The sequence below is a fragment of the Stappia indica genome (assembly GCF_001696535.1).
Classification (GTDB): Bacteria; Pseudomonadota; Alphaproteobacteria; order Rhizobiales; family Stappiaceae; genus Stappia; species Stappia indica.
The window spans coordinates 791,458-817,889 of the sequence record NZ_MBQE01000001.1; the positions used below are offsets into that span (position 1 = coordinate 791,458).

Sequence of the window (26,432 nt, forward strand, 5' to 3'; positions counted from 1 at the left end):
CCGCCCCCTCAGTGATGCAGGATCTTGCCGAGGAAGGCCTCGGTGCGCGGGTTGTGGCGGGCGGTGAAGAACTCCTCGGTCGGGCGGTCCTCGACGATCTCGCCCTGGTCGATGAACACCATGCGGGTGGCGACGCGGCGGGCGAAGCCCATCTCGTGGGTGACGACCATCATCGTCATGCCCTCGCTCGCCAGGGAGGTCATCACGTCCAGCACCTCGGAGATCATCTCCGGGTCGAGCGCGGAGGTCGGCTCGTCGAACAGCATCGCCTTGGGGTTCATGGCGAGCGCCCGGGCGATCGCCACGCGCTGCTGCTGGCCGCCGGACAGCTGGCCCGGATACTTGTGCGCGTGCCCGCTCATGCCGACACGCTCCAGAAGCTCCATCGTCCGGGTGCGGGCGATCTGCTGGTTGCGGTTCAGCACGATGCGCTGGGCCAGCATGATGTTGTTCTCGATGGTGAGATGCGGGAACAGCTCGAAATTCTGGAACACCATGCCGACCAGCGAGCGCAGCTCGGGAAGGTTGGTCTGCGGGTCGTTGACCTCGACCCCGTCGACGCGGATCGAGCCTTCCTGGATCGGCTCCAGCGCGTTGACGCATTTGATGAGGGTGGACTTGCCCGAACCGGACGGGCCACAGACGACGACGACCTCGCCCTTGGCAACGCTGGTCGAGCAGTTCTTCAGGACGGGGAACTTGCCGTAGTACTTCGTCACTCCGGTGATCTCGATCATGGTCACCCTCCTTGGAACCGGGAAATGGAAAAGGCCGAAAGATCGCGGCCGGGGTCGCGGCCGCGCACCAGCGCCGCCGTCAGCTGCCCGACGATGGGGCCGAGCGTGTAGCCGTTGGACGTCACCGCGTTGAAGAAGCCGGGCATCGCCGGGTGCTGCCCCAGGATCGGCGCGCCGTCGATGTTGATGTTCATCGCCGCCCAGCTGCGGATCACATGCAGCTTGCGCAGGCCCGGCACCACGTGCTGGGCGACCCAGAGATTGCCCTCCAGGCTTGAGAACAGCGGGCGCGGATGGCTGTGCACGGGATCGAGCCCGGCGGTCCAGCCGCCGCCGATCAGGAAGTTGCCGTTGGCCGCCTGCTTCAAGGTCAGGTGCCGGTCGGCATGGGCGACGAGATGGGAGACGGCAGGCGCGGCGGCCTCGGTTACCACCATCTGCAGCGGCGCGCCGAAGACGGGAACGTCGAGCCCGAGCATGGCGCCGATCCGCGCGGCGAAGGCACCTGCGGCATTGACGAGCCGCCCGGCGCGCAAGGATCCCCGCGAGGTCTCCACGACGAAGCCCGCGCCCTCGCGGTGGATCGCCAGAACCTCGGTGCGGTCGAACACCCGGGCGCCGGCCGCGACTGCGCCGTCCAGCACATGGCGGGTGGCGACCAGCGGATTGATCTTGCCCTCCTGCGGGCAATAGGCGGCGCCGATCATCGCCGGCGACAGGCCCGGCTCGAGCCGGGCGAGATCCTCGCGGCCGATCACCTGGCAGTCGATGCCGTGGCTGCGCTCGACGCGGGTCTTTTCTTCCAGGAAGCGCAGATGCGCCTCGGTTTCGGCGACCATCAGCCCGCCGGTGATCTTCATCTCGAAGTCGCGGCCGAGCCGCACTTCCAGCTCACGCCAGAGGTCGATGGATGCAAGCTGCAGCGGCAGGGTGCGGGCGGCAGCACCGCCGTCGCCCTCCGCCTTGGCGCCATGGTCGAAGGACAGCAGCTGGGCATGCAGGCTGCCGGCATTGCCGCCCGAGGCGAGCCCGCCGGGGAAGCCGCGCTCGACCACCGCGACGTCCTCCCCCGCCTCGGCGAGGAAGAGCGCGGTCGAGAGGCCGGCGATGCCGGCGCCGATGACGAGCGTCGCGACCTCACGGATCGGCAGAGGCTCCGGAGCCTCCAGCGGCGGACGTTCGGGCAGCAAGGCCCGCTTGTGGCCGCCCCATTCGGGCTTTTCGACGGCGAGCGCTGCCAGCGGCACCGGGCGCAGCGGCATCTGCGGGGCGAGCAGACCATTGGTCTCATTGGCCGGGCGACCGGCAATCGCGGTCAGTGTGCGCCCGCAATAACGGCCCTGGCAGCGGCCCATGCCGGCGCGCGTCAGGCGCTTCAAGGTGGCAATGTCCGGCGGGCCGCCGGCGGCCGTCTCGCGCAGCACGCTCAAGCCGACGCTCTCGCAGCGACAGGACAGCGTGGCGCGGGCGTCGGCCTGCGCGTCCTGCGCCGGGCGGAACAGCTGCCACAGCGCCGCCTGAAACCGGCGGGCGCGGGCAAGCCGGCGCTGCGCGGCCGGATCGGTCTCGGCGGCAAACCCGAGCTTGCGCGCAATGGCGAGGCCGGCCAGACGCCCGGCCGCCATGGCGACATGGGCGCCGCCGAAGCGCGCGGCCTCGCCGACGATATGGACGTGCGGATCGGAACTCTCACCACTTTCGTCGCAATGCGCGACCAGCGTGCTGTCGCCGGCAACCACATGGGCAAGGCCCAGCAGGCGCGACAGCTCGTTGGACGGAGCGAAGTCGCCGCCGACCAGCACCGTATCGACCTCGAGCACCTCTTCGCCGGACGGACCTTCGAGGCGCACGGCCCGCGCAGAGGTCTCGCCCAGCACCTCGACGGCGCGGGTCTGCCAGCGGATGGAAACACCGGCGCGCTGCAGGGCGGCGATCTCGCCCATGCCTTTCAGCGCAAGCGCCGGATCGGCCTGCAGGATGGCGATGGCATCGCGCGGGCTCGACCAGGGCGCGCGGGCCCGGTCGGCCAGGCACACGACCTTGCCGCCATGGCGCAGGATCTCGCCGGCCACCTGGATGTTGAGCGGGCCGTTGCCGGTGATGGCGAACCGGCGTCCGGGAAGGCTGGCATAGCTGCGCAGGAGCGTCTGCGCCGCGCCCGTGGTCATGACGCCCGGCAGGGTCCAGCCGGGAAGCGCGGCCGGCCGCTCGAACGCGCCGGTGGCGACGACCAGCATGCGCGGGCGCATGTAGAAGGCGCCGTCGGGGCCGAGGCAACCGAGCACGGAAGCTCCGTCCGCCTGGCGCTCGGCGCCCCAGACGGTGACGCCGGAGAGAAGCTCCACGCCGCAGGCGCGGGCCTCGGAGACAAGGCCGGCACCGTCCTGCGCCTGCCGGTCGCGGGCGAGCGCTGCCCGCGCTTCCCCGGTTGCCGGCTGCTTGTAGAACTGGCCGCCGGCGGCGGGCCGCTCGTCGACAAGGGTAACGCTGGCGCCCGCACGGGCCGCGGCGATGGCGGCGGAAAGTCCGCCCGGCCCCGCACCGACGACGAGGACATCGACGGTGCGCGCGGGAAGCTCCGCCGGGACGGATGCAAGATCGGCAAGGGAAGACGAGAGAATGTCGGGACGCGCGGCCTGCCGCTCGACCCGCATGCCGTCCTGCACCTTGGTCATGCAGGCGCGCTGGCTGGTGCGCCCGTCGATGGTGACGAGGCAATCGTGGCACACGCCCATGCCGCAGAACAGTCCGCGCGGACGGCCCGCCGCATCGCGCGAGAAGGCGGAGCGCCCGCCGGCCGCAAGGGCTGCGGCGACGGACGTGCCCGGATCGACACGGTGCGCCTCGCCGTCCAGATGGACGGTCACGAGGTCTGGGGCCGGCCTGGCGTTGTGCGGGGCCGCAGCGGACATGGGCGTCTGCCTCCGGTCAGTTCTCGAAGCGCAGGCCGAACTGCTCGACCAGCGCCTTCATCTGCGCATCCTGCGCCGGCGGCAGCGGCAGGCGCGGCGGCAGCGGCGCCCCGGTCGCAAAGCCCATATGCGAGAGCAGCGACTTCGTGCCGGCAACATAGGCCTGGCCGCCGACCGCCTGGATGATCGGCAACCACTCCAGATAGAGCGCGCGGGCCGCATCGTAATCCTTGTCGTCGGCCGCGAGCGTGAAGATGCGCGACATCGGCCCCGGCGCGACGTTGGAGGCGACCGCCACCCAGCCCTGCGCGCCCATCACGAAGGATTCGAAGCCGAGGATGCCGCCGAACGGCACCATGCGGTCGCCGGCGAGGCGAACGATATCGCGGATGCGCGTCACCTCGAGGGTGGATTCCTTGACGTAGTCGCAGCCGTCGATCTCGGCGATGCGGGCCAGCAGCTCCGGCTTCATGTCGACATTTGACGTCGCCGGGTTGTTGTAGACCATGATCGGGATCGAGATCGCCGCGGCGATGGCGCGGTAATGCTCGACCAGCTCGTCGTCGGTGGGGGTGGAGTAGAACGGCGGGATGATCATCACGCCGTCGGCGCCCATCTGCTCAGCTTTGCGGGCGAGCCGGACGCATTCGCGCGTGTCCTCCGCGCCGGTGCCGATCAGCACCGGCACACGGCCGGCGGCGGTGTCGATCACCGTGCGCGCCACCGCGTCCTTGTCCTCCTCGGACAGCGACAGGAACTCGCCGGTGGAACCGAGCGGGATGAGACCATGCACGCCCTCGCGGATCTGCCAGTCGGTGAAGGCCGCGAGTGCTGAAAGGTCGGGCGTTCCATTGCCGTCGACCGGCGTGATCATCACGGTGAAGACACCGCGAAATTTCGTAGACATCTTGAAGGTACCCTTATGGAGATTCAGCGCTTTTCCGTGAGACCCACGGCGGCGGTCGACTGGCCGAATCGGCGTTCGATGCGTCGCTGGACGAAGTCCCAGAGCGTTGTCAGGATGAGGTAGTAGAGGGCCGCGACCGCGAAGAGCTCCAGCACCATGAACTTCTCCTGGATGAGCACCTGCGTGCGGCGCAGCAGCTCTTCCATGGAAATGACCGAGGTGACGGAGGTGGTCTTGAGCAGGCCGTTCACCGAGTTGCCGAGCGGCGGGATGATGACCTTGAAGGCCTGCGGCATGATGATGTAGCGCATGATCTGGCGCTCGGTCATGCCCAGCGCCCGGGCGGCCCGGGACTGGCCTTCCGGCACGGCCTCAATGCCCGCGCGGATGATCTCGGCGAGATAGGCCGCCTCGTTGAGCGCGAGGCCGATCAGGGCGGCCTCCACCACCGAGAAGCGAATACCGAGCTGCGGCAGCGCGGTGTAGATGACGATGAGCTGCACCAGGAGCGGCGTGCCGCGGAACAGCCAGATGTAGAACCAGGCGATGCCGCGCACGACCTGCAGTTTCGACCGCCGCATCAAGGCGATGAGGAAGCCGAGGAACAGGCCGCACAAAAGCGAGACGCAGGTCAGCCAGATCGTCGTGAACACGCCTTCGAGGATGTAGGCGTTGGTGAGATAGTTGAAGAAACCTGACCAGTTCCAGACTGACATGGCGGGCCTTTCTATCGGGTGCGGCAGGAGGCGGCCGGCACCGCCTCCCCGAGGGGAGCAGACCGGAAACCGGCTGCAGGCTTTCGGGGACGGAACGGGTCGAACGACATGCAAGCGCCAGCGACAGGATCGCGCCCTTCCGGGGAAGGGACAGCGGGGTGAGATGGGGCCACGGGTTGGTTTGCTTTTCCCGCATTCATTTGGTATACCGATTTAATACACAGCAGCAAGGCCTGCGCAAGTCCCTTTGTCGGACCTGGGCACGCCTCCCTCGCAAGGCCGTGCTCCGGCCGCTTCGAAAGACACAGATGACGCCCGTCTCGTCCCGCCCGGCGGCGATCTCAGTAGGTGGAAAGAACCCGTTGGCGCACCTTTTCCAGGTGGCGGGTCATGCTCTGGCGCGCGGCCTCGGCATCGCGTGCGGCAAGCGCTGCAAGAATCTCGCGGTGGTCCTCGAGACCGGGCTTGCGCTGCGCCAGCCGCCGCTGCCGTTCGAAGATCGTCGTGTAGCGGCGCATCTGGACGATGGTCTCGGCCATGAACGGATTGCCGCTCGCCTCGCCCAGCCCCTGGTGCAGCGCATCGTCGAAGCGCCAGATCATCGCCGGGTCGGGATCGGGGTCGTCCTCGATGGAGCGCAGCATGGCGGCAAGCTCCGCGAGCTTGCTCTCAGTCATCTCCGGACAGGCGAGCGCGGCCGCCGTCGGCTCGACAAGCAGGCGCATGGTCAGGCTGTTGAGATAATCCTTCAGGGTGATGACGCGCACGGTGAGCATGCTCTTGCCGTTGCGCACCAGAAGCCCCTGCCCTTCGAGCCGGCCGAGCGCATCGCGCATCGGCGAGCGCGAGACGCCGAGGCGGGCGGCAAGGCGCCGCTCCTGAATGACCACGCCCCCGGCAAGCTGCGCCGACAGGATCTCTTCCAGCAGGGCCCGATAGGTCTCGTCCGCGAGACTTGTCTCCGTGCCGGATTCCTGGTCGGCCATCTGCCGTCTCCACTTCACTGTTTGACGATCATGACTGCTATGACGCATGCCTCTTGGCAAGGAAAGCATTTCGCATGAGGTCGAGCCCGCGCAATACCACGCCTTGGGAGGGGCAAGCCAAGTGAGCGTTACCGAGGAAAACGGCGGCGGCGCGTCCGCCCGCGGAAGCCACAGTCTCGCGGCGCTGGCCTACACCGCCGTGTCGGACATGATTCGCCACCGCAAGCTCGGTGGCGGCCATGTCATCGTCGAGGCGCGGCTCGCCGAAACGCTGGGCGTCTCGCGCACGCCCTTGCGCGAAGCCCTGCAGCGGCTGGAGGGCGAAGGCCTCGTCCACAAGGGCGACGGGCGCAACTACGTGGTGCGCCATGTCGATATCGGCGAGTACATCCAGAGCCTCAAGCTGCGCCTGCTGATAGAGCCGGAGGCGGCGGTGCAGGCGATGGGAAGCATCCCCAGCCGCAAGCTGATCGAGGTGCGCCGCGAGATCGACGACCTGATGGGTACGACCAGCTACCACACGGATGCGCACTGGTTCTCCGACGACCACCTGCACGGGCTGATCATCGACCATTGCGGCAACGACGTGATGGCGCAGGTGCTGCGCAACCTGCGCGCCACGACAAGGCTGTTCGAGATCGGCCGGCTGAAGGACCGCCTGACGCCGGATTCGACCGAGCACCTGATGATCATCGACGCGCTGCAGCGGCAGGATGCCGACGACGTGCGCCGGACGGTGGCCAACCACATCGTCAGCCTGATCGACTTCGCCCGCAAGCACCTCAACATGGCGGATTGAGCGGGCCCTCACACCAGCGTCAGCAACCGCGCCGGCGTCTCCTTCAGCAGCAGGTCGATCTCGGATTGCGCAAAGCCCCGGTCGCGCATCAGGGGAATGACGTTGCGCAGCATGTGCGCATAGCCGTGGCCGCCATGGCACTGCAGGCGCGAACGGGTGCAGATGTCGTGCGACAGGACGACATTGCCGCCCAGCCCCACCTCGAACAGCCGTCGCACCGCATGGATGCGCATGTAGTCGGTCGGCAGGTCGGCGACCGCCATCCAGTATTGCGACTGCTCGATGCCGAAGAAGTCGTATTCGACGACGCAGCCGCGCCGCGCCAGCGCGACGACAGCGTCCACGCTGTCATAGGTGCGGTCCATGTGGTCGATGATGACGCGGGAAAGGTCGGCCCCTGCGGCCTGAAGTACGTCGAGGATTTCGTGCGGAGCGTCGGGATGGCGGCCGGGATGGACGGTGATCGCCGCGCCGGTGCGCTGCTGGGCGATGGCGCCGGCGGCAAGCGAGCGCCGCTCGAACGGCATCAGCGGCCAGGAGCAGCCGATCTCGCCGATGATGCCGCAGCGGATATCCGTGCCCCAGGCGCCCTCCTGAACCTGCGCCGTGACGATATCGGCCAGCGCCTCCAGAGGCAGCGCCAGCGTCGCCTCGTCCTGATAGCCCTCGGTGTAGAAGCCGGCGCCGAGCACCACATGCACGCCGGTCTCGGCCGAGATCGCCGCAAGCCCTTCCGGATCCGGGCAAAGCCCGCCGGTGGTCATCTCGACGATGGTGCCGCCGCCCGCCTGCGCGAACCGGCGAGTCTCGGAGGTCGCGACGGCAAGGTCCTGGAGCCGGTGATTGCCGTGATAGTCGTTCGGCCGGTAGGTGACGTCGAAGACGTTTTCCAGCGTGATCTCCACTTCCGGCAGGCCGGCGTTTCGCCGCGCCGGCAGGGTCAGGTCGCACAGCAGGTGCTCGTGCATCAACGTGTAGCCGAGCGCCTCCGGCGCGACCGGTCCGCACACCGTCTGAACCGTCCCCGCACGCGCCATGCAGACCTCCCCGATTTCGCTTGATTTTGACCGCTTGCAGTCCGCATATAAATGGTATACCGTCCTAATACAATATAAAAACAGGCCTCATCAAACCAACCAGAGCGGAAGATAACCTCATGAAAAACAATGGATTCGATCACATCCTGAGCGCCGGAATTTCGCGTCGCAGCGTGCTTCTGGGCGCCGCGGCCACTGGCGCCGGCCTTGCCCTTGGCGGCCGCGCGGCCTTTGCGCAGCCGGCCCTCGCCCCGCCGCACATCATCAAGCCGGGCACGCTGGTGATGAGCACCAACCCGACGCTGCCCCCGCTCCAGTTCGTCGACGACAAGGGCGAAGTGCAGGGCATGCGCATCGAGCTCGGCAAGGAAATCGCCTCCAAGCTCGGCCTGACGCCGGAATACATCAAGGTCGAGTTCGCGGCGATGGTGCCGGGCCTGGCCGCCGGCCGCTGGGACATGATCAACACCGGCATCTTCTGGACAGAAGAGCGCTCGAAGCTGATGTACATGGTGCCCTACGAGCGCGCCGCCGTGAGCTTCCTGGTGCCCAAGGGCAACCCGAAGAACATCACCAAGTGGGAAGAGCTGGCCGGCCTGTCCGTCGGCGTCGAGCTCGGCGGCATCGAGGAGCGCCGCACCCGCGAAGTCGACACGATGCTGAAGAATGCCGGCCTCGAGGGCATCACCGTCCGCGTGTTCAACAACTTCTCGGAAGCCTTCCAGGCCCTGCGCGCCGGACAGGTCGACGCCGCGACCTCGATCGACGCGACCGCGAAGTTCCTCGAGGACCGCGACGACTTCACCCGCGCCATCGCCGGCCTGTTCCCGCAGACCGCGACCTTCGCCTTCGCCGACAAGACGCTGGCGGAAGCGGTCGTCGGCGTGCTGAACGACCTGCGCGCCAGCGGCTTCTACGACGAGCTGTTCACCCGCTACGGCGTGCTGACCATCGAGGAAGAGAAGTTCGCGATCAGCGGCCCCGGACCGGCCTGAGATCAGGTCTGACGGCCGGGCCCAGCCGCCCGGCCCTGCTCTCCCGGACCTGCCAGGTGCCCCTGCACCAGGCAGGTCCTGCGGCGGACGGCGCCCCATCGCCGCCGCCGCACTCACATCTTGTCATCTGGATATCGCCATGAGCACCCGCCCCCGGGACAGGCTCGGGGTCATCGGCTTCGGCCCCATCGGCAGACGACTTGCCGCCCGCTTCCGCGATGCGGACGACGGGCCGCAGCTTGCCGCACTTCTGGTGCGCGAGCGCCAGGTGGCGGACGCAGCCACCCTCGCCCCCGACGCCGCGATCTGCACCGATCTCGACAGTTTCCTGAAAGCCAGCCCCACCGTTGCGGTGGAATGCGCCTCGGCTGCAACGCTGCTCGAGGCGGCCCCCGCACTGCTTGCCAACGGCTGCGATATCCTGCCGCTGTCGCTCGGCGCCTTCGCCGACCGCGATGCGGAAACCCTTCTGAAGCAAGCCGCCGCCAGTGGCCCGGGACGCATCGAGGTGCCGGCGGGGGCGCTCGGCTCCATCGGCTTCCTGACCGCCGCCCGCGAAAACGGCCTTGCCCGCGTCGCCATGCGCATCGGCTATCCGCTGGAGCGCTGGCAGACGATGGGCGCCGACCGCTTCATCAATCTCAAGGGGCTCCACGAGCCGACGGTGTTCCTGGAAGCGAGCGCCCGCGAGATCGCCGCGCATTTTCCCGGCCACCTCAATGTCACCATCGGCGTCGCGCTGGCCGGCCTCGGCCTCGACGAAACCGAGGTGACGCTGGTCGCGGACCCGACGGTCACCCAGGCCTGGTTCGAGGTAGAGGCCCACTCCGCCTCCGGCCCCGTGCATCTTCGCGTCGACGGGCGCGATGCCCCCGTCCATCACGACCCGCTCGACTACACGACATTCAGCGTCATGCGCCTCTTGCAGCGCCGCTCGGCGGCCATCGCGACGTGATCGCGGACAAAAAGACCCACAGGGAGACCACCGTGACATCGATCCTGCAGGACATCGCCGAAGCCTCGGCGCGCGAGCACGCACGCATTCTCGACGGGCTGCGGACCTATGTGCGCGCCGGCAAGGATGGCGAAGCGGCGGTGCAGAGCCTGTTCGCCGAGACCGCCGAGACGCTCGGCTGCACCGTCGAGGCCAGCTCCTACAATCCCGCGGATGTGCGCATGATCGAGGAGTTCGCCGGCGAGGCCGCCATCGATCCGCAGGCGCGCACCAGCGTCATCGCGCGCTGCAAGGGTGCCGGAAACGGGCGCAGCCTGATCCTCTTCGCCCACCCCGACGGCGAGCCGGTCACGGGCACCGACCGCTGGCGGCACGACCCGTTCGCCGGCGAGGTCGAGGACGGCCGGCTCTACGGCTGGGGCGTTGCCGACGATCTCTCCGGCGTTGCCGCCGGATTGCAGGCGCTGGAGTTGCTCGCCTCGCTCGGCCTGCGCCCCGAGGGCGACGTGCTCATCGCCAGCACGCCGAGCAAGCGCCATGCCCGCGGCGTGTCGCGGCTGATGCAGGAGGGAATGACGGCGGACGCGGCGCTCTACCTGCACCCGGCCGAGTCCGGCGTCGGGCTGCGGGAGATCAAGGCGCTGGCCTCCGGTCAGGTCGAGTTCCGGGTGATCGTCGAGGGACGGCAGCCGCCGACCACCGAGCCGCTGCAGACCGCCTTCGGGCATCTGGGCGTCAACGCCATCGACAAGGCCTTCGTCATCTGGGACGCCTTGAAGCGGCTCGACGCCCGGCGCGGCGAAGCGGTGCACCACCCCGCGCTGCATGGCGAGGTCGGCCGCTCGACCAACATCATGATGTCCCATATCTCGGCCGGCGATCCGAAGCGGCTCGCCCGTCTTGCGACCAGCTGCACGCTCGGCGCGGCGCTCGCCTTCCCGCCGCCGGAGAAGCTTTCCGACGTCTGCGCACAGATCGAGGCGGCGGTGGCCGAGGCTGCCGCAAGCGATCCATGGCTTTCGGAAAACCCGCCGCGCATCGTCTGGGACAGCGGTACGACGGGCGCGGAAGTGCCGGGCGACCATCCGCTGCTGCGCGCCGCCCATGAGGCGATCCGCGGCGTCTGCGGGCTGGAAGCGCATGTGAACCCGATGCACACGGGCAGCGACATCCGCAACCCGATGATCCAGAAGGGCATCCCGACCATCGGCATCGGCCCGCTCTGCGGCGATCTCAGCCAGAACGACGGCGTCGACGAATGGGTCGACACTGAGGATCACGTGCGCTTCGTTGGCGCGGTTGCCGGCATCATCGCGCAGTGGTGCGGCCTCTCGCGGATCGAGGGATAGCAATTTTGCGCCCCCGCATCTGATCGTCATCAACGACCGCAGGTCTTTCCCGTGTTCTCCTGAACTCATGCCATTTCCGGCATGAGCACGGCGGAGCAGACGCGATGAAGACGATCATGGTGGCCACCGACTTTTCCGAGCGGTCCGACCGGGCCCTCAGGCGCGCCACCTTGCTGGCAAGGCAGACGGACGCACAGCTGTTGCTGGTCCACGTGGTCGACGACGACCGGGCGATGCGGATCGTCGAGGCCGAACGCGAGGCCGCGCTGCGGCTGCTTGCCGAACAGTCCGAGACGCTGCTCCGGCTGGATTCGGTAGCCTGCGAGACGCGCGTGGTCCTGGCCTCGCCTTTTTCCGGCATCGTGCAGGCCAGCGAGGAGGACGCGCCGGATCTGTTGGTCCTCGGCCCGCATCGCCGGCAGGTGCTGCGCGATGCCTTCGTCGGCACCACGGCCGAACGTGCGATCAGGTCCGTCGCCTGCCCGGTGCTGATGGCCAACGCGCCCCCGGTCGGCCCCTATCGCGGCATCCTCCTTGCCACCGACCTGTCCGACGCGTCGCGCAAGGCACTGGAGATCTACCGATCCCTCGGTCTCGGCGGACACGCAAGACTTGCGGCGCTCGCCGTCTTCGATGTCCCCGAGCTCGACATTGCCATGGACGGTTTGCCGGACCGGAGCGAGGGGGAGCGCAGCTGCCTGGAACGCGAACGAGCCGAGGCCAGGGGAAGGCTCACGGCGTTCTTCGGCGACCTCGGCATCACGCCGACGGAGTATGTGGTACGCCATGATGCGACGGGAGCGGCGGAGGAGATCCTGAGCGAGGCACGCAAGGAAGCGGCCGGACTGGTCGTCGTCGGCACGCGCGGGCGCGGCAGCCTGGCGAAATTCATCCTGGGAAGCGTGGCGGAGGAAGTCCTGCGCAATGCCACGATGGACGTGCTGGCAATCCCGCCGGGTCCGGTCGGGCAGGACGTCGATTGACGCTGGACAGGCAGGATGGAGAGGCTGCGGCGACGGAAATGCCCCGCCGCCGCAGAACCCGTCAGTCGCAGGCAGCGGTGACGATGATCTCGACCTTGAGGTCGGCGCGGGCGAGCTTGGCCTCGCCGCAGGCACGGGCGGGCGCGCAGCCGGCCGGCACCCAGGCATCCCAGACCGAGTTCATCTCGGCGAAGTCGTTCATGTCCGCCAGCCAGACGATGGCCTGCAGCATCTTCTCGCGCGAGGAGCCGGCGCGATCGAGCAGCGCCTCGACCCGGGCAAGGCACTCGCGGGTCTGGTCCGCGACGGTCTCGCCCTCGCCGACCTGGCCGCACAGATAGACGACGCCGTTATGCTTGACGATCTTGCTCATGCGCGTCGCCACATCGATGCGTTCGATCATTCCACAGTCTCCTTGCTTTGCGAGGCGGCCAGTGCCGCCAGTTCGCCCAATGTCACCGGCTTCAACGGCGGCCGGATGCGGTAATAGCCGGTCTCGTCCTGGCTGCGGCCGTTTGCGTCGGCCAGCAGCTCCGTCACGGTCAACCCGCAATAGCGCCCCTGGCACGGTCCCATGCCGACCCGGCCGAAGGCCTTGGTCTGGTTGGGGCCGAGACAGCCGATGGAGGCATAGCGCCTGATGTCGCCCGCCGTCACCTCCTCGCAGCGGCAGACGAGCGTGTCATCCCCCGGAAGCAGTGCACCGGCAAAGGGCGGATAGGCCCGATCGAGGAACGGACGCACCGCCAGCTCGCGTGCAAGCGCCGCCTGCAAGGGCCGCGCGGCGCGATCCCGCTCGCCAGCGCTCAACCGGCCGAGGTCGCAGGCAATGGCCAGCGCGGCCAGCCGGCCGGCAAGCGCCGCCGCCCCGGCTCCGCCGATGCCGCTGCCATCGCCCGCGATGAAGACGGTCTCCAGTCCCGCCGCACGGCCCCAGGGGTCGCGCTCGGGCAGGAAAGCCCGCTGAGCCTCGTCCCAGCGGTGCGGCACGCCGATGGAGCGGGCAGCCTGGGTGTTGGGCACGACGCCGTGATGCAGCAGCACGGTCGAGCAGTCGATGCGATGGGTGCGTCCGCCGGCGGCAAAGCTGAGCGCCTGTGCCTGCGAGCCCCCTTCGACGGCAAGCTCGCTGGCACTGGTGTAACGGCGCACGCCGGCCCGGCGCAGCTCGGCGAGCAGGCCGAGCCCCTTGGCAAGCGCCTGCCAGCCGCGCAGTGCACCGCCGACGTGGCGCAGCGCGGCCAGCCGGTCGGAAAAGGTCTGCGTCTCGACCAGGGCGAGCGGCGGCGTGCCGGCCCGGCACATCTGCGCCGCCACCAGATACAGCAGCGGACCGGACCCAGCGAGCACCGCCCCCTCACAGACGATGCCCGACTGCTTGAGCAGGATCTGCGCGGCGCCGGCAGTCATGACACCAGGGAGTGTCCAGCCCGGGATCGGCATCGGCCGCTCCAGCGCGCCAGTCGCGATCAGCAGCCGGCGCCCCTCGATCAGCTCGGCCTCGCCGTCGAGCGTGAAGGCAACGCGGCGCCCCTCCTCCACCTGCCAGGCGTTGGCGCCGGCCAGATGGCGGATGTTCGGGTGCGGCAGATCGCTGACAAGCTCCGCGCCCTTGAGATAGTCGGCGCCGAGGATCTCGGCGCGGCGTTCTCCGGCCCGCTCCACATCGCGGTAGATCTGGCCGCCGGCGCGCGGCTGTTCGTCGAGCAGCACGACCGAAAGGCCGGCCTCCGCCGCCGTCCGCGCCGCGGCCATGCCCGCAGGCCCGGCGCCGAGGATGACGAGATCGGCCTCACGCATCGCCGTCCCTCCCCGCGGCCGGCATCGCGATCTCCATGCCGGCGCCGACCTCGCACAGGCAGGCCTGGCGGGTGACGCCGTCGATCTCCACCAGGCAGTCGAAGCAGGCGCCCATCATGCAGAACGGGGCGCGCGGCGCGCCGGAAACGGGCGTGCGGCGAAACGGGGTGACGCCGGCGGCCAGCAGCTCGGCCGCCAGATTGCCGCCCTCGCGCAGCATCAGATCGCGGCCGGAAAAGCGGACGCGCACACGCGGGCCCTCCGGGTCGAGATCACGAAAGGTCGAAGCGGTCTTCACTGAACACCTCCAGGTCGGGGGCCTGCGCCGTGCCTTCCAGCCAGTCGGGCAGGAAGCGCGCATGGGCGGCGGCAAGCGTCACCCCGCTGTGACAGGTCACGAGATAGGCGCCGGGCATCTCCCGGCTTTGCTGGTAGATCGGCAGCCCGTCGGGCGACAGCACCCGCAGCGCACCCCAGGAGCGCACGAGCTGGGCCTTGGCCAACATCGGATAGGCGGCGATGGCCTGCGCGGCGAGGCCCGCCATGCCCTCCACCGTCACGGTGTCGTTGTGGCCGACCTCTTCGTTGGTCGCGCCGATCTGAACGCCGCCCTCGTCGACCTGACGGGTGATCAACGACGGGCGCTTGAAGACCTTCGGCAGTTTCTCGGTGATCAGCACCTGGCCGCGCTGCGGGCGGATCGGCGCGCGAAAGCCCATCTTCGGCCCCAGCACCGCCGAGCCGAGGCCGGCGGAAAGCACCGTGCGCGCCGCCTCCACGATGGTGCCGTCGGTGCATTCGATGCGGAACACGTCGTTGCGGGTGACGGACCGGACGGTCTTGCCGTTGAGCACCCGCCCGCCCCGGCGCCGGACATCGGCGGCCAGCGCGCGAAGCAGCTTGAGCGGGTTGGCGTGGCCGTCCTGTTGATGCAGGATCGCGCCGACGACCTTCGGCCCGATTGCCGGCTCCTCCATCCGCAGCTCGTTGTGGCCAAGCACCTCGTAAGGATAATTGCCGCCGAGCTTCGCCTTCAGCACCTCGTAGCGCGCGACGGTCTCGGCCAGCGTCTCCTCGGAGAAATGAAAGTCGTAACCGCCATTCTGCTGAAGCGCGGGATCTTCGCCCGTGCCCTCGCGCAGCTCGTCGGCAAAGCCACGCCAGGCGGCGGCCGAGCCCTGCGACCAGCTGGCATAGCGCGGCTGGTTCATGCCCTTCGACTGCACCCAGACGAGGCCGAAATTGCCGCGGCTGGCGCGAAAGCTGCCGTCGTCGCCGTCGATCACGGTGACCGAGCGCCCGCGCCCCAGCAGGCCCCAGGCAACGGAAAGGCCCACGACGCCCCCACCGATGATGGCGTAGTCAGAATCCATGACGATGTCCGATCAGGTTGAAAAGAATGCCGGGCAGCGCGGCGCCGCCCGGCAGGCAAGAGGCAGGGTCAGTTGCGGGCGCTGTCGAGAACGGAACGCGCCCAGTCCTCGCCGATGTCCTTCAGCACCTCGGGCCACACCGCCTCGCGCACCGTCTCGGCCATCGCCGACAACTGCTCGTCGGAGAGCGTGACGACCGTGGTGCCGAGCTCGTCGGCCAGCCGCTTCTCGTTCTTCGCCTGGTCCTGCTCGGCAACGGTCCAACGCAGGGTCTCGAACTCGGTCGCGACACGCTGCATGGCCGCCTGGACGTCGGGGTTCAGGCCCTCGAACACCTCGGTCGAGATGATCATGAACCAGACCTCGAAATGGGTATTGGCAGGGATGTAGGTCTTGGTCACATCGCGGAACGAAGAGTAGTAGCCCTCCGCGCCCGACCCGATCACCCCGTCGACCACGCCGGTCTGGATCGCCGTGAAAGCTTCCGAGAACGGGATCGGCGAGGGAATGTAACCGAGCGCCTCGCCGGTGAGCTGGAAGCTCTTGATGCCCGGAACGCGCACCTTGATGCCCTTGGGCTCGGTCGTGCCGGGGGTGACCGCGTCGCGGTTGAGCGCGATGCCGCCGAAATAGACCGGATAGGCCGCGAGCATGGTGATCTCCTGCTCGGCGAAGAGTTCGGCCATGGTGGCGTACATCGCCCCGCCCCGTCCGTAGACCTTGCGCGCTTCCTCCCAGTTGGAGGCGAGGAACGGCAGGGAAGCGATCTGCATCCGGCGGTCGGCCGCGGTCGCCGCCGGCTGGACCGACATGTCGATGGCCCCGACCGACACCCGCTCCTGCACGGTGGTGTAGTCGCCGAGTGCCGAGGCGGCGAAGATCTGGATGTTGACCTCGCCGGCGCTCGCCTCGCGGATCGCGTCGGCAAAGACCTTCAGCTCGGTGTCGATGGTCGTGCCCTGTGGGCGGACATGGCTCAGCTTCAGGTCGGCGGCCTGGGCAAGGCCGGCGGTGGCCAGCAATACGGCGGCGGCGGTGATATGCAGGACGTGTTTCATGGTACCTCCTCTTTGGGTTTCTAAAGGGTCTGGAGTTTTCTTGTTGTTGTCGGGGGTCAGTAGCCGAAGAGCCTCGGCAGGTAGAGCGACAGGTCCGGCCAGAACGACACGAGGAAGACGACCGGCAGGTATCCGGTGACGATCAGCATCATCGCCGGCGGGATCACCTTGGTGACCTTCACCTTGCCGATGCGCGCACCGAGATAGAGGATCGAGGCATAGGGCGGCGTGACACCGCCCATGGCCGTGTTCACGCCCATGATCGCGGCGAACTGCACCGGCGAGACGTCCATCGCCTGCATCAACGGCATCAGCAGCGGCGCGACGAGCAGGATCGCCGTCGTGTCGTTGACCACCATGCCGATCAGGAAGAGCAGCAGGTTGATCATGATCAGCAGCAGGATCTTGTTCTCGGTGATGCCGAAGATCGCCTGGACGAGCTGCTGCGGAATGCCCTCGTAGACGAACATCTGGCCGACGATCATCGAGAACAGGATCATCAGCATGATCGCGCCGACGGCGGTGGCCGCTTCCTTGCCGGCGAACAGGAAGTTCTCCAGCTTCAGGCCCTTGTAGACGAGGAAGCCGACCGGCACGGCGTAGATCACCGCCAGCGCCGCCGCCTCCGTCGGCGTGACGATGCCGCCATAGATGCCGCCGAGAATGATCACCGGCATCAGCATCGCCGGGAAGGCATGAACGCCGCGCCGCGCCACCTCGCCGGCAAGCTCCCCGAGCGCCGGCTTCTCGTCCAGCACCAGGTTGAACTTGCGCGACATCCACAGGTTCACGACCGAGAAGTTGAACATGATCAGAAGGCCAGGCCCGAGCGTCGCCAGAAAGCAGGCGAGGATCGAGGTCTCGGTCACCCAGCCGAACAGGATCATGCTGAGGGATGGCGGGATCAACAGGCCGAGGATCGAGGAATTGGCGATCAGCGCCGTTGCGTATTCGCGCGGGTAGCCGCGCTTTTCCATCTCCGGGATCAGGAGCGGGCCGATGGCCGAGATGCCGGTGAGGCCTGAGCCGGAGATCGCGCCGATCACGGCGCAGCTCACCGCCGCGACGATGCCGAGGCCGCCGCGCACATGGCCGACGAAGGCGTTGACGAAGCGCAGCAACGAGGCGGCGATACCGCTTTCCGACATCACCGCGCCGGCAAGCACGAAGAGCGGAATGGCGAGCAGCACCGGATTTCCCAGCTGCTGGAAGCCCCACAGCACCATGCCCTTCATGGTGACGTCGCCGAGATAGTACATCACCATCAGCGCGGCGCCGAAGCACCAGGGCAGCGGAACGCCGAAGGACAGCGTGACGACGAGAGCCGCAATGGCGATCAGGGCGATCTCGATCATCGTGCCGCCTCCCCTGCCAGGGCGCGGACATGGCCGACCATGTGGATCACCGTGTAGAGCATCATCAGCGCCAGGCCGATGACCAGCGCGACGTCCGAATAGAAGGTGGGGATGTAGAGGGTCGGGCTCTCCTTCCACACGCGCCAGGCGTAGCGGGTGAAGTCCCAGGCCCAGTAAAGCAGCCAGCAGCCGATGATCAGGCTGAGGATTTCGCCGATGATGGCAAGGATCGCGTGCTGGCGCTTCGTCTTGAGAAAGATCTCGAGAACGTTGGCCCGGATATGGCTGTTCTCCCGCGAGGCGTTGACCGCGCCGAGAATGTAGAGCCAGAGCGTCGGATACATCATCGTCTCCTCGAGCCCCATCACCGGAACCTGGAAGACGTAACGCGTGAGCGCCTGAGCAAACTGACCGAGCGCCACGATGCATATCAGCGTGGTCAGCAGGTATTTTGCGAACCGGTCCAAAACATCCCTCCCTCTCATGGGGCTCTCGCGAACCCCACAGCAACCTCCATTGCAGTTGCCATTGTCGGATTTGCTATGGCATAAAATCAAATTAGAATTACTGCTATATCGATAAAGTTGATCTATGGGTTGGGCATGAACCTGTCGTTCCGACAGTTGCAGACATTCGTGGAGGTGATGCGCACGGGCTCGGTGTCCGAGGCGGGTCGCTCGCTCGGCCGGACCCAGCCGGCGGTAAGCGCGATGATCTCCGGACTGGAGCGGGAAATCGGCTTCCCCCTGTTCGAGCGCGAGCGCGGGCGCCTGGTCCCGCGCCCGGAAGCCCACTACTTTCTGGAGGAAGCGGAATTCGTGCTGGAGCGGCTGTCGCACTCCGCGCGCACGCTGCAGGAAATCGGCAATCTGGAGAAAGGCAAGGTCCGGATCGCCTGCAATCCGGCGGCCTCCGGCTTCTTCATGCCCAAGGTGGTGGCCGGCTTCCTGCGCGACCGGCCGCAGGTCGAGGTCTCGCTGATGATGCAATCCTCGGTGGTCATCACCGACTGGATCGCCTCGCAGCAATACGATATCGGCCTTGCCGAGACGTCCGAACCGCGCCGCACGATCCGCGCGCAGGACTTCGCCTTTCCCGGCCTTTGCGCAATGCCGGCGGACGATCCGCTCACAGGCCGCACCGTGATTACTCCGGCCGACCTCGACGGCCGGCCGCTCGCCATGCTGTACGACGAGCACATCACCGCGGTGCAGACCCGCCGCGCCTTTCGCGATGCGGGCGCAAGGCTCAACCGCCGCTTCGAGCTGCGCACCTTCCTGCCGGCGCTGCAACTCGTCTCCGAAGGCCTGTGCTGCACCATCTGCGACAGCTTCACCGCGATCAGCCACGAGGAAACGTTCGGAAAGTCGAGCCGCATCGCCTTCCGCCCGTTCGAGCCGGAACTGCATCTCGACCTGTCGCTGATGACGCCGGCCAACCGTCCGCTCTCCATGCTGGTGCAGGACTTCGCCGCGGATCTGGCCGGCCACCTGGCCGAGCTCGCCGCAAGGCGGGACTGGTAGCCCAGCCGGGACACGCCGGGCACGGCAGCGTCAATGGGCGCTGGCCCGGTCGATCACCGCGGAACGGCGCAGCAGCTGCCGCAGGCGCTTGCGGTCGCGCCACGACCGCAGCTGCCGCGCCTCCAGCGAGGTGGATCTCAGGCGGTCGCCGCGCAGCAGAAACTCGCGCTCTGCCCCGACAAGACGGTCGCCGCCCGAATAGGTCGCAATCGCGGTCAGCGTGAAACGGATGTCGCCGCTCTGCTCGCATTCGGCGCGCAGGAGCAGATCGCGGAAGGTGCCGAGCAGGATCATCTCGCTGCTCCCCAGCGGCCCCTGCATGGCGCCGCTGCGAACATCCGAGCGCGTCGCATCCATCTGCAGGTCGCTCAGCGAACGCACGTTCGTCCCGTCCTCCCCGACGACCGAGATCGCCACCGCCTCCACATAGACCGGTTCGCGGCTGAGATTGGCGAGAATGCACTCCGCCGCCAGTTGCGGGCCGCCCGCGATGGAGATGAGGATGCTGGCGCGCTGGGTGTTGCGAAACCCCAGATAGAGCAGCTGGAAATAGAGCAGCCAGACCACCAGCATCATGCAACTGGCAAGGGCGCTGACCGCGCCGTGGTTTTCGCTGAGCCAGGACCACATCGCTCATACCTTCCGGTCGGTGTCGCATCGTCCGGCCTCTAACGACCTTTCCCAGGCTTTGATCCACGATCCCGCGAAACAAACCGGCCACGCGCAGCGCATGTCAGGGATCAATCGCGGCGCTGGCGCGTTGGTGTCGTGCCGGCCCGCGACAGCAGCGGCGGCGAGCGATCCTGAGGAGAGACGAATGGCCTATCTGAGAACGGCGCTATTTTCCGGCACCGGAGCGGCGCTTGCCGCCATGACCGCGATCACCGTGCTGTCGCGGATCGAGGGCAAGGGCGCTGCCCGGCCCGTCAACGCGACGAGCCATGTGCTTTGGGGTCCGAAGGAGGCGACGCGGGACGAGATCGACCTTGCCCATACCGGGGCTGGCCTTGGCATCAATGTCGGCTCCGCCTTCTTCTGGGGCGCAATCTTCGCGCTGGCCGCCCCGCGCCCGGCGAGCACCCCGCGCCGCAGCCTGATCGCGCGCGCATTCGGAACGACGTTGCTGGCTGCGGTGGTCGACTATGCCGTCATGCCCAAACGCCTGCGGCCGGGCTGGGAGCTAGTGCTGCAGGCGCGCTCGGTGGCAGCCGCACTGGCGGCGATGGGCACGGGCCTTGCCGCCGGCGGACTGGTCGCGCGCGAGATGGACGCCCCGCAGAAGCTCGTTTCCACGCTCGCCTTCGATCCGGTGAAATCGTCGGACTGACCGGACCCCAGCGGCCCGGCTCACCAGATGATGGCGGCGACCACCAGCAGTGCCACCACGGCCGCTGCGATCATCGCGACCGTGACCATCCGAACCGACGACTTCGGCTTCTGCCGGTCGAAGGGGCGCATCGCCGAGGCGTTGGACGAGGCATAGGCGTAAGGCGGTGTGGTATCGGTGCTTGCCGCCTCCGCCGTTTGCCTGGCATCGCCGCTCGGCGGCGGCGGCTGCGTCCCCGCAGCCTCGGCGTCGGTCTCCATCGGCGCTGCCGCGGGATCGAAGCCGGGCACCTTGTCGCCGGTCCGTCCCTTCTGGATGTCGCCCCGCACATTGGCGGCGGTCTGGTGATCGTCGAACTGCCCGGTCATCGCTGTCTGGCTCCCGTTCGCGGGCGCGCCTCACACGGCCCGTCTGACGGACGAACCGAAGACCTGTGCAATTGTTCCGCCGCGCCTCGCAGGGCGCAGTCTGCATGTCGATCGCGGATGGGAGCGGAAAAATGTCCCCCGGCACATGGGGCCATCACGGCCGGGGGAAGCCATGGCCAGGGGGAGCCACGGCCGGGACAGCGGGCGGCTAGGCCCCCTCTCCCTTTTTGGCGGCGGCAGCGGCAAGGCGCGCCGGCCGGATCCGCAGGAACCAGACGAAGGCCGCCGTCATCACCAGCAGGACGACGCTCGCCGGGCTGCGCAGGAAGATCGTCGGATCGCCCTCCGAGACGATCAGCGACCGGCGCAGGAACTCCTCGAAATAAGGCCCGAGGATCACACCCATCAGCGCGGGAACGACCGGATAGCCGAAGCGGCGCAGGAAATAGGCGAGCACGCCGATGGCCAGCGCCATCCACATCTGGAAGATCGAGAAGGACGAGGCGTAGACGCCGACCATCGAGATCAGGCCGATGAAGGCATAGAGGAAGCCGCGGTTGATCTGCGACAGGCGCAGGTAGACCGGGCCGAAGGCCAGCACCGACAGGAACACGAAGATCGAGGCGACGAAGAGCGCGGCGAACATCGGCGCGATCAGCGGGAAGTTCGCGCCCAGCAGCGCCGGTCCCGGCACCAGGCCGTGGATCAGCAGCACGCCGAAGATGATCGCGGTTACCGCATCGCCCGGAATGCCCATGGTCAGCAGCGGGATGACCGCGCCGCCGCACATGGCGTTGTTGGCGCTCTCCGAGGCCGCAAGCCCCTCGTAGGAACCCTTGCCGTACTGTTCGGGATGTTTGGACCCGCGCTTGGCATCGGCATAGGCGATGAAGGAGGCCATCGACGCGCCGCCGCCCGGCAGCATGCCGATCACCACGCCGATGACGGAGCTTTTCACCGAGTTCCAGATGCCGATCTGGCGCAGCTGCTCCCGGCGGGGGATGAAGTCGCGGCGGCGCGGCCGCGCCACCTGGCCCGCCGCAACGCCCTGCACCAGCTTCGCCGGAATGCCGGACTGGGCGATCATCTCGCAGATGGCGAAGAGGCCGATCACCGCCGGCAGCAGGCCGACACCCTCGATCAGGTGATAGCTGTCGAAGTCGAAGCGGCCGACCGGCGCCATCGGGTCCATGCCGACGGTCGAGATCATCAGGCCGATGGCCATGGCGACCGCCGCCTTCAGCAGCGAGCCTTGCGAGACGATGGTCACCGTGACGATGGCCAGAAGCACCAGCGAGAACTTGTCCGGGGTCTGGAACAGGAGCGCCAGACTGCTGACCGGCTGGGCCAGCGAGATCAGCACCACGGTGCCGATCAGCCCGCCGATGGCGGAGGACAGCGCGCTGACGCCGAGCGCCTGGACGCCCTCGCCGCGCTTCATCAGGGCGTTGCCCTCGATCGTGGTGATCGCCCCGGATGGGGCGCCCGGGATGTTCAGCGTGATGCCGGTGATCGAGCCCGCATAGATGCCGGCCATGTAGATGCCCGCGACCATCACCAACGCATCGGCGACCTTCATCCCGAAGGTGAAGGGCAGCAGCAGGGCGATGGCGAGCGTGGCGGTGAGGCCCGGAATGGCGCCGAAGACGATGCCGAGCAGAAAACCGCCGACGAGATACAGGAAGGTTACGGGGTCGGTGAGCGCGAGGAAACCGTCGGCAAGCTGTCCAAACATCTCACAACTCCCACATCGGCAGGTAGAGCCCGAACAGCTTCACGAAGAACAGCCAGCCGAACACCGTGATCGCGGCGGAGGTCAGGACGGCAAAGATCACCGACCGGCCCCAGCTTCCGCTTTGCTCGTAGTTGAAGAACAGGGAGATCGCGAAGGTGTAGAACGCGGCGGCGACGATGTAGCCGGCGTAGAAGAAGACGATCACGAACAGGCCGATCAGGGCGATGGCCGCCAGCGGGCCGACGATGCCGAGCCGCGGGATTGCGCTGAGGGCGCTTTCGACCTCCGGTGCCGGCTCGGGGCTGCGGAACTCGTTGATCAGGATCTTGAGCACCCCGAGATAGACGAGACCGCACAGCAGCATCGGCATGAAGGCCGGGCCCGGCTCGCCCGTCGCAAAGGGAAACGGCATTTCCAGCACCTGGCTGGCATAGACCGTGTTCAATCCGAGCAGGACAAATGCGAACAGCACCTGCCCCGTGACACGTCGCGTCATTGGCATACCCTCCTGCACCGGCACGGCGCAGTCCCCAGGCGGATCAGGAACGCAAATCGGGCGGGGCACCCGGCCCCGCCCGCATGAGCCTTACTTCTGCAGCAGACCGTCGGCGATCAGCTGGTCGATCAGCGCGAAGGCCTTCTTCTGCGACTGCTCGACATAGGCAGCGGTCTCGTCCGCATTCATCCACACGGCGCCCATGCCGGTCTCCTTGGCGGTTGCCTGGAATTCCGGCATCTCGAAGACGGCGGCGAAGCCTTCCTCGAGCGTCTTGCGGATCGCCGGGTCCACCTCGGCCTGGGTGCCGACCAGACGGAAACCTCCCCACACGACGTCGTAGCCGGCTTCCTTGAAGGTCGGGACGTCGGGGAAGTTCGGGTCGCGCTTGTCGGCCATCACGCCGAGCACGCGGGCCTGGCCGCTGTCGATGGCCGCATAGGCGGCGGAGATGCTGATGGAGGCAGCCTCGGTCTCGCCCGAGAGCAGCGCCTCGCGCTGAGCGGCCGAACCGCCCGGATACGGGATGTGCTGCACCTCGATGCCGGCCTGGCTGGCGAAGTCGAGCGCCGGCAGGTGCCAGACGCCGCCGGTGCCGACGTTGGAGATCTTCAGCGTGCCCGGCGCGGCCTTGGCGGCCTCGACGAACTGCTCCAGCGTCTGCCAGGGCGAGTCCGCCCGCACGACGATCGCCGTCGGATGCACGGTGACCGAACCGAGATAGGCGAGCTGCTTGGTGTCGAAGCCCGGCACCAGGTCGTAATACGGAACGGTGATCACGCTGTCCCAAGTCAGCGAGCCGATGGTGTAGCCGTCCGGACGCGACTTCATCAGGCGCAGGGTGCCGACGCCGCTCTGCGCACCGGTGACGTTCTGCGTGTTGATGCCGACGCCGAGCGACTTCTCCGCAAAGCTCATGAAGGTCCGCATGACGGTATCGGTACCGCCGCCGGCGCTCCACGGCATGATGTGGATGATGTCCTTGGCGGGATAGTCCTGGGCGCTTGCCGCCGGCACGAACGGCAGCGACATCGCCGCAGCCACGATCAGGGCCTTGGACAGGTTGGCGAATTTCATGAGCTCATTCCCTCTGGTTTGCTGATGTTGATTGAAAGCCCGGTGAAACGGTGGATGACGGGCCCTGCCCGCCCTTGGTTCAGGCGAAATACGGCAGCTTCCGCTCCTTGGCCGTGCGGACCCAGGCCGGAACGAAGGGGACGATCTTGTCCTGCGAGGGCACCATCATTTCGATGAAGTTGGCGCCCGGATTGGCGATCGCCTCGCTGAGCACTTCCTCGATCTGGTCGGCCGAGGTGATGCGCGCCGCCTTGAAGCCGAAGCCTTCCGCGACCTTGACGTAGTCGACGGCACCGAAGTCCGTGGTCCAGGGCGCATCGACATTGTCGAGCAGGATCGCCTCGCCGCGGATCCAGCCGTAGGTGTCGTTGCGGGTCAGGATGACGGTGATGTTCTTGCCGCTGCGGCGGATGGTCTCGAAGTCGCCGAGCACGAAGGCGAGCGAGCCGTCGCCGGTGAAGGAGATCACCGGCCCGTCGGACGCGAAGGCCGCGCCGATGCCGGCCGGGACCGAATAGCCGAGCGAGCCCATCGAGTAGTTGGTGATGTAGCGGCGGCCTGCCTCGCGCACCGACATCAGCGCCGAGGGATAGATGGCGCTCACGCCCGGTTCGGCGGTGACGATGGCATCGGGCGGCAGGATGCGGTCCAGCACCTGCGTCAGCTTGACCGGCGAGACGGTGCCTTCCGGCATCGGCATGTTGGAGTTGAACACCGCATCGAGCGCCGTGCGCTTGATGTCCGTCAGGTCGATCTTGTCGCGCGTGATGCCCGGATGCTCGGCGCGGATCAGCTCGACCATGTATTCGAGCGTGGCGCGCGCGTCGCCCACCATGCCGACCTTCAGCGGGAAGTTGTTGCCCACATGCGCCTCGGCGATATCGAGATGCAGGAAGGTCTTGGTCTTCGGGTCGCCGTAGAGCTTCCAGTGGTCGGTGCCGCTGGAATCGGTGTTCGAGCCGATGAAGAAGACCGTGTCGGCCTCGCGGACATAGGAGTTGGAATACTCCATGCCGCCGCGCGCACCGATCACCCGCAGCGACAGCGGGTGGGTCTCGGGGATCACGCCCTTGGCGGGCGTTGTGGTTCCGACGGGGATTTGCAGCAACTCGGCCAGGTCCAGCACGGCCTGCGTTGCCTTGGAGATGAGGGCGCCCTGTCCGCAGACGATCACCGGCTTCTTTGCGGCCAGCAGCACATCGATTGCGGCACGGATCCGGCTGTGATCGGCGACCGGACGGTGGGCGGGGAAAAACTGGTATTCCGGCTCGGCATAAAGGTCGGTGATCTCCGCCTCCTCATGGAAGACGTTGATCGGCACGCGGATATGCACCGGCGCCGGGCGGCCGGAGGTGGCGACGCGGAACGCGCGGCGCAGCAGGAACGGGATCTCGGCGACCTTGGTGAGGACGAAGGATTCCTTGCAGATGGCGGCATAGAGCGCCGTCTGGTCGACGCCGGTCAGGCCGTGCTTCTTGTCCTGGTTGATGGGGATGTCGGAGCTGAAATAGATCACCGGAACCGAGCTGAGATAGGCCTCGGTGATGCCCGGCGTGCAATGGGTGACGCCCGGGCTCGGGGCCTCGAGCACGCAAGGACGGCCGGTGATCTTGGCATAGGCCTCCGCGGCGAAGGAGGCGGTCCGCTCGTCGCGGGTGAGCACGTATTCGATGTTCGAGTGCTCCTGCCATTCCTTGTACCAACCGATGGTCGTTTCCCCCGGAAGGCCGAAGACATGCCGGACGCCATGCAGCTCCAGCATCTTCAGGATGACCTGAGCGCCATTCATCGTCTGTGTCACGAAAGCCTCTCCCATCGCCATGCGCGATCTTGCATTCCATTCTGTATACAGGACGATACACAGAACAAAACACAATTCAATTGTTTTTTCGGGACCGATGGCTAGAGTGCGTCGCAGGGACGGAGCCGGAAGTGGAACCCATT

26 protein-coding genes are annotated in these 26,432 nt (G+C 67.5%); 7 read left to right on the plus strand and 19 right to left on the minus strand.

Annotated elements, in window-relative coordinates:
- Positions 1-8: 8 nt before the first annotated feature.
- The 5 genes from BBX35_RS03670 to BBX35_RS03690 all read right to left on the minus strand — a co-directional run bounded on the left by BBX35_RS03670 (position 9) and on the right by BBX35_RS03690 (position 6,258).
- The gene (locus BBX35_RS03670; protein WP_067216135.1) at positions 9-737 is read right to left on the minus strand and encodes an amino acid ABC transporter ATP-binding protein; all 729 of its coding nucleotides are present in this window, start codon (positions 735-737) and stop codon (positions 9-11) included.
- A gap of 2 nt (positions 738-739) precedes the next feature.
- Positions 740-3,649 carry an FAD-dependent oxidoreductase gene (locus BBX35_RS03675; RefSeq protein WP_067216137.1) on the minus strand — a complete coding sequence of 970 codons (2,910 nt, stop codon included), beginning with the start codon at positions 3,647-3,649 and terminating at the stop codon, positions 740-742.
- Positions 3,650-3,665: 16 nt separating this feature from the next.
- A complete protein-coding gene (locus BBX35_RS03680) occupies positions 3,666-4,556 on the minus strand; it encodes a dihydrodipicolinate synthase family protein (protein ID WP_067216140.1) in 891 nt (296 codons plus the stop codon).
- 23 nt (positions 4,557-4,579) lie between these two features.
- Positions 4,580-5,272 carry an amino acid ABC transporter permease gene (locus tag BBX35_RS03685; protein WP_067216143.1) on the minus strand — a complete coding sequence of 231 codons (693 nt, stop codon included), beginning with the start codon at positions 5,270-5,272 and terminating at the stop codon, positions 4,580-4,582.
- A gap of 341 nt (positions 5,273-5,613) precedes the next feature.
- Positions 5,614-6,258, minus strand: a complete 645-nt coding sequence (locus BBX35_RS03690; protein WP_067216144.1) for a GntR family transcriptional regulator — start codon at positions 6,256-6,258, stop codon at positions 5,614-5,616.
- A 121-nt stretch (positions 6,259-6,379) separates the two neighbouring features.
- Between BBX35_RS03690 and BBX35_RS03695 the strand changes: the two genes are divergently transcribed.
- The gene (locus BBX35_RS03695) at positions 6,380-7,057 is read left to right on the plus strand and encodes a GntR family transcriptional regulator (protein ID WP_067218164.1); all 678 of its coding nucleotides are present in this window, start codon (positions 6,380-6,382) and stop codon (positions 7,055-7,057) included.
- 8 nt (positions 7,058-7,065) lie between these two features.
- Here BBX35_RS03695 and BBX35_RS03700 read toward each other — a convergent pair whose 3' ends face one another.
- Complete coding sequence (locus tag BBX35_RS03700) at positions 7,066-8,094, minus strand: phosphotriesterase family protein (protein WP_067216147.1); 1,029 nt, start codon at positions 8,092-8,094, stop codon at positions 7,066-7,068.
- Between the two features lie 119 nt (positions 8,095-8,213).
- Here BBX35_RS03700 and BBX35_RS03705 point away from each other — a divergent pair, with 119 nt between their 5' ends.
- The 4 genes from BBX35_RS03705 to BBX35_RS03720 all read left to right on the plus strand — a co-directional run bounded on the left by BBX35_RS03705 (position 8,214) and on the right by BBX35_RS03720 (position 12,376).
- Complete coding sequence (locus tag BBX35_RS03705; protein WP_083206007.1) at positions 8,214-9,089, plus strand: ABC transporter substrate-binding protein; 876 nt, start codon at positions 8,214-8,216, stop codon at positions 9,087-9,089.
- A 139-nt stretch (positions 9,090-9,228) separates the two neighbouring features.
- A complete protein-coding gene (locus tag BBX35_RS03710; protein ID WP_067216151.1) occupies positions 9,229-10,044 on the plus strand; it encodes an aspartate dehydrogenase domain-containing protein in 816 nt (271 codons plus the stop codon).
- 32 nt (positions 10,045-10,076) lie between these two features.
- Positions 10,077-11,393 carry a M20/M25/M40 family metallo-hydrolase gene (locus tag BBX35_RS03715; protein WP_141687806.1) on the plus strand — a complete coding sequence of 439 codons (1,317 nt, stop codon included), beginning with the start codon at positions 10,077-10,079 and terminating at the stop codon, positions 11,391-11,393.
- A gap of 104 nt (positions 11,394-11,497) precedes the next feature.
- Positions 11,498-12,376, plus strand: a complete 879-nt coding sequence (locus BBX35_RS03720; protein ID WP_067216156.1) for a universal stress protein — start codon at positions 11,498-11,500, stop codon at positions 12,374-12,376.
- A 61-nt stretch (positions 12,377-12,437) separates the two neighbouring features.
- Here the strand turns inward: BBX35_RS03720 and BBX35_RS03725 are convergent, their stop codons facing one another.
- The 7 genes from BBX35_RS03725 to BBX35_RS03755 form a co-directional block, all read right to left on the minus strand.
- On the minus strand, positions 12,438-12,779 hold the full coding sequence (locus BBX35_RS03725) for a RidA family protein (protein WP_067216159.1): 342 nt from the start codon (positions 12,777-12,779) through the stop codon (positions 12,438-12,440).
- Positions 12,776-14,176, minus strand: coding sequence for an FAD/NAD(P)-dependent oxidoreductase (locus BBX35_RS03730; RefSeq protein WP_067216160.1), 1,401 nt, complete (start codon positions 14,174-14,176; stop codon positions 12,776-12,778). Before BBX35_RS03730 ends, BBX35_RS03725 begins: the two co-directional genes overlap by 4 nt.
- Positions 14,169-14,474 carry a (2Fe-2S)-binding protein gene (locus BBX35_RS03735; protein WP_067216163.1) on the minus strand — a complete coding sequence of 102 codons (306 nt, stop codon included), beginning with the start codon at positions 14,472-14,474 and terminating at the stop codon, positions 14,169-14,171. Before BBX35_RS03735 ends, BBX35_RS03730 begins: the two co-directional genes overlap by 8 nt.
- Complete coding sequence (locus BBX35_RS03740; RefSeq protein WP_067216164.1) at positions 14,449-15,549, minus strand: NAD(P)/FAD-dependent oxidoreductase; 1,101 nt, start codon at positions 15,547-15,549, stop codon at positions 14,449-14,451. The genes BBX35_RS03735 and BBX35_RS03740 overlap by 26 nt, the downstream gene beginning before the upstream one ends.
- A 68-nt stretch (positions 15,550-15,617) precedes the next feature.
- Positions 15,618-16,607 carry a TRAP transporter substrate-binding protein DctP gene (dctP, locus tag BBX35_RS03745; protein WP_067216167.1) on the minus strand — a complete coding sequence of 330 codons (990 nt, stop codon included), beginning with the start codon at positions 16,605-16,607 and terminating at the stop codon, positions 15,618-15,620.
- 56 nt (positions 16,608-16,663) lie between these two features.
- Positions 16,664-17,962, minus strand: a complete 1,299-nt coding sequence (locus BBX35_RS03750; protein ID WP_067216169.1) for a TRAP transporter large permease — start codon at positions 17,960-17,962, stop codon at positions 16,664-16,666.
- A complete protein-coding gene (locus BBX35_RS03755; RefSeq protein ID WP_067216172.1) occupies positions 17,959-18,429 on the minus strand; it encodes a TRAP transporter small permease in 471 nt (156 codons plus the stop codon). The genes BBX35_RS03750 and BBX35_RS03755 overlap by 4 nt, the downstream gene beginning before the upstream one ends.
- 135 nt (positions 18,430-18,564) lie before the next feature.
- On the opposite strand from BBX35_RS03755, the gene BBX35_RS03760 reads away from it, so the two are divergent.
- Positions 18,565-19,485, plus strand: coding sequence for a LysR substrate-binding domain-containing protein (locus BBX35_RS03760; RefSeq protein WP_067216174.1), 921 nt, complete (start codon positions 18,565-18,567; stop codon positions 19,483-19,485).
- 30 nt (positions 19,486-19,515) lie between these two features.
- Here BBX35_RS03760 and BBX35_RS03765 read toward each other — a convergent pair whose 3' ends face one another.
- Positions 19,516-20,115, minus strand: a complete 600-nt coding sequence (locus tag BBX35_RS03765) for a hypothetical protein (RefSeq protein WP_067216176.1) — start codon at positions 20,113-20,115, stop codon at positions 19,516-19,518.
- A gap of 187 nt (positions 20,116-20,302) precedes the next feature.
- Here BBX35_RS03765 and BBX35_RS03770 point away from each other — a divergent pair, with 187 nt between their 5' ends.
- Positions 20,303-20,812, plus strand: a complete 510-nt coding sequence (locus BBX35_RS03770; RefSeq protein WP_067216178.1) for a hypothetical protein — start codon at positions 20,303-20,305, stop codon at positions 20,810-20,812.
- Positions 20,813-20,832: 20 nt separating this feature from the next.
- On the opposite strand, the gene BBX35_RS03775 is transcribed toward BBX35_RS03770, so the two are convergent.
- The 5 genes from BBX35_RS03775 to BBX35_RS03795 form a co-directional block, all read right to left on the minus strand.
- Positions 20,833-21,180: a hypothetical protein gene (locus BBX35_RS03775; protein WP_067216180.1), complete on the minus strand. Its 348-nt coding sequence runs from the start codon at positions 21,178-21,180 to the stop codon at positions 20,833-20,835.
- Positions 21,181-21,388: 208 nt separating this feature from the next.
- Positions 21,389-22,915 carry a tripartite tricarboxylate transporter permease gene (locus BBX35_RS03780; protein WP_067216183.1) on the minus strand — a complete coding sequence of 509 codons (1,527 nt, stop codon included), beginning with the start codon at positions 22,913-22,915 and terminating at the stop codon, positions 21,389-21,391.
- Between the two features lies 1 nt (position 22,916).
- Positions 22,917-23,411, minus strand: a complete 495-nt coding sequence (locus tag BBX35_RS03785; RefSeq protein ID WP_067216184.1) for a tripartite tricarboxylate transporter TctB family protein — start codon at positions 23,409-23,411, stop codon at positions 22,917-22,919.
- 90 nt (positions 23,412-23,501) lie between these two features.
- Positions 23,502-24,488: a Bug family tripartite tricarboxylate transporter substrate binding protein gene (locus BBX35_RS03790; RefSeq protein ID WP_067216187.1), complete on the minus strand. Its 987-nt coding sequence runs from the start codon at positions 24,486-24,488 to the stop codon at positions 23,502-23,504.
- 79 nt (positions 24,489-24,567) lie between these two features.
- Positions 24,568-26,289 carry a thiamine pyrophosphate-binding protein gene (locus BBX35_RS03795; RefSeq protein WP_171901379.1) on the minus strand — a complete coding sequence of 574 codons (1,722 nt, stop codon included), beginning with the start codon at positions 26,287-26,289 and terminating at the stop codon, positions 24,568-24,570.
- Between the last annotated feature and the right edge of the window lie 143 nt (positions 26,290-26,432).

Bases quoted from the DNA above. Each gene is read 5' to 3' on its own strand.
- BBX35_RS03670 (WP_067216135.1), bottom strand. From the start codon at position 737: ATGATCGAGATCACCGGAGTGACGAAGTACTACGGCAAGTTCCCCGTC.
- BBX35_RS03675 (WP_067216137.1), bottom strand. From the start codon at position 3,649: ATGTCCGCTGCGGCCCCGCACAACGCCAGGCCGGCCCCAGACCTCGTG.
- BBX35_RS03680 (WP_067216140.1), bottom strand. From the start codon at position 4,556: ATGTCTACGAAATTTCGCGGTGTCTTCACCGTGATGATCACGCCGGTC.
- BBX35_RS03685 (WP_067216143.1), bottom strand. From the start codon at position 5,272: ATGTCAGTCTGGAACTGGTCAGGTTTCTTCAACTATCTCACCAACGCC.
- BBX35_RS03690 (WP_067216144.1), bottom strand. From the start codon at position 6,258: ATGGCCGACCAGGAATCCGGCACGGAGACAAGTCTCGCGGACGAGACC.
- BBX35_RS03700 (WP_067216147.1), bottom strand. From the start codon at position 8,094: ATGGCGCGTGCGGGGACGGTTCAGACGGTGTGCGGACCGGTCGCGCCG.
- BBX35_RS03705 (WP_083206007.1), top strand. From the start codon at position 8,214: ATGAAAAACAATGGATTCGATCACATCCTGAGCGCCGGAATTTCGCGT.
- BBX35_RS03710 (WP_067216151.1), top strand. From the start codon at position 9,229: ATGAGCACCCGCCCCCGGGACAGGCTCGGGGTCATCGGCTTCGGCCCC.
- BBX35_RS03720 (WP_067216156.1), top strand. From the start codon at position 11,498: ATGAAGACGATCATGGTGGCCACCGACTTTTCCGAGCGGTCCGACCGG.
- BBX35_RS03725 (WP_067216159.1), bottom strand. From the start codon at position 12,779: ATGATCGAACGCATCGATGTGGCGACGCGCATGAGCAAGATCGTCAAG.
- BBX35_RS03730 (WP_067216160.1), bottom strand. From the start codon at position 14,176: ATGCGTGAGGCCGATCTCGTCATCCTCGGCGCCGGGCCTGCGGGCATG.
- BBX35_RS03740 (WP_067216164.1), bottom strand. From the start codon at position 15,549: ATGGATTCTGACTACGCCATCATCGGTGGGGGCGTCGTGGGCCTTTCC.
- dctP (WP_067216167.1), bottom strand. From the start codon at position 16,607: ATGAAACACGTCCTGCATATCACCGCCGCCGCCGTATTGCTGGCCACC.
- BBX35_RS03750 (WP_067216169.1), bottom strand. From the start codon at position 17,962: ATGATCGAGATCGCCCTGATCGCCATTGCGGCTCTCGTCGTCACGCTG.
- BBX35_RS03760 (WP_067216174.1), top strand. From the start codon at position 18,565: ATGAACCTGTCGTTCCGACAGTTGCAGACATTCGTGGAGGTGATGCGC.
- BBX35_RS03765 (WP_067216176.1), bottom strand. From the start codon at position 20,115: ATGTGGTCCTGGCTCAGCGAAAACCACGGCGCGGTCAGCGCCCTTGCC.
- BBX35_RS03770 (WP_067216178.1), top strand. From the start codon at position 20,303: ATGGCCTATCTGAGAACGGCGCTATTTTCCGGCACCGGAGCGGCGCTT.
- BBX35_RS03775 (WP_067216180.1), bottom strand. From the start codon at position 21,180: ATGACCGGGCAGTTCGACGATCACCAGACCGCCGCCAATGTGCGGGGC.
- BBX35_RS03780 (WP_067216183.1), bottom strand. From the start codon at position 22,915: ATGTTTGGACAGCTTGCCGACGGTTTCCTCGCGCTCACCGACCCCGTA.
- BBX35_RS03785 (WP_067216184.1), bottom strand. From the start codon at position 23,411: ATGACGCGACGTGTCACGGGGCAGGTGCTGTTCGCATTTGTCCTGCTC.
- BBX35_RS03790 (WP_067216187.1), bottom strand. From the start codon at position 24,488: ATGAAATTCGCCAACCTGTCCAAGGCCCTGATCGTGGCTGCGGCGATG.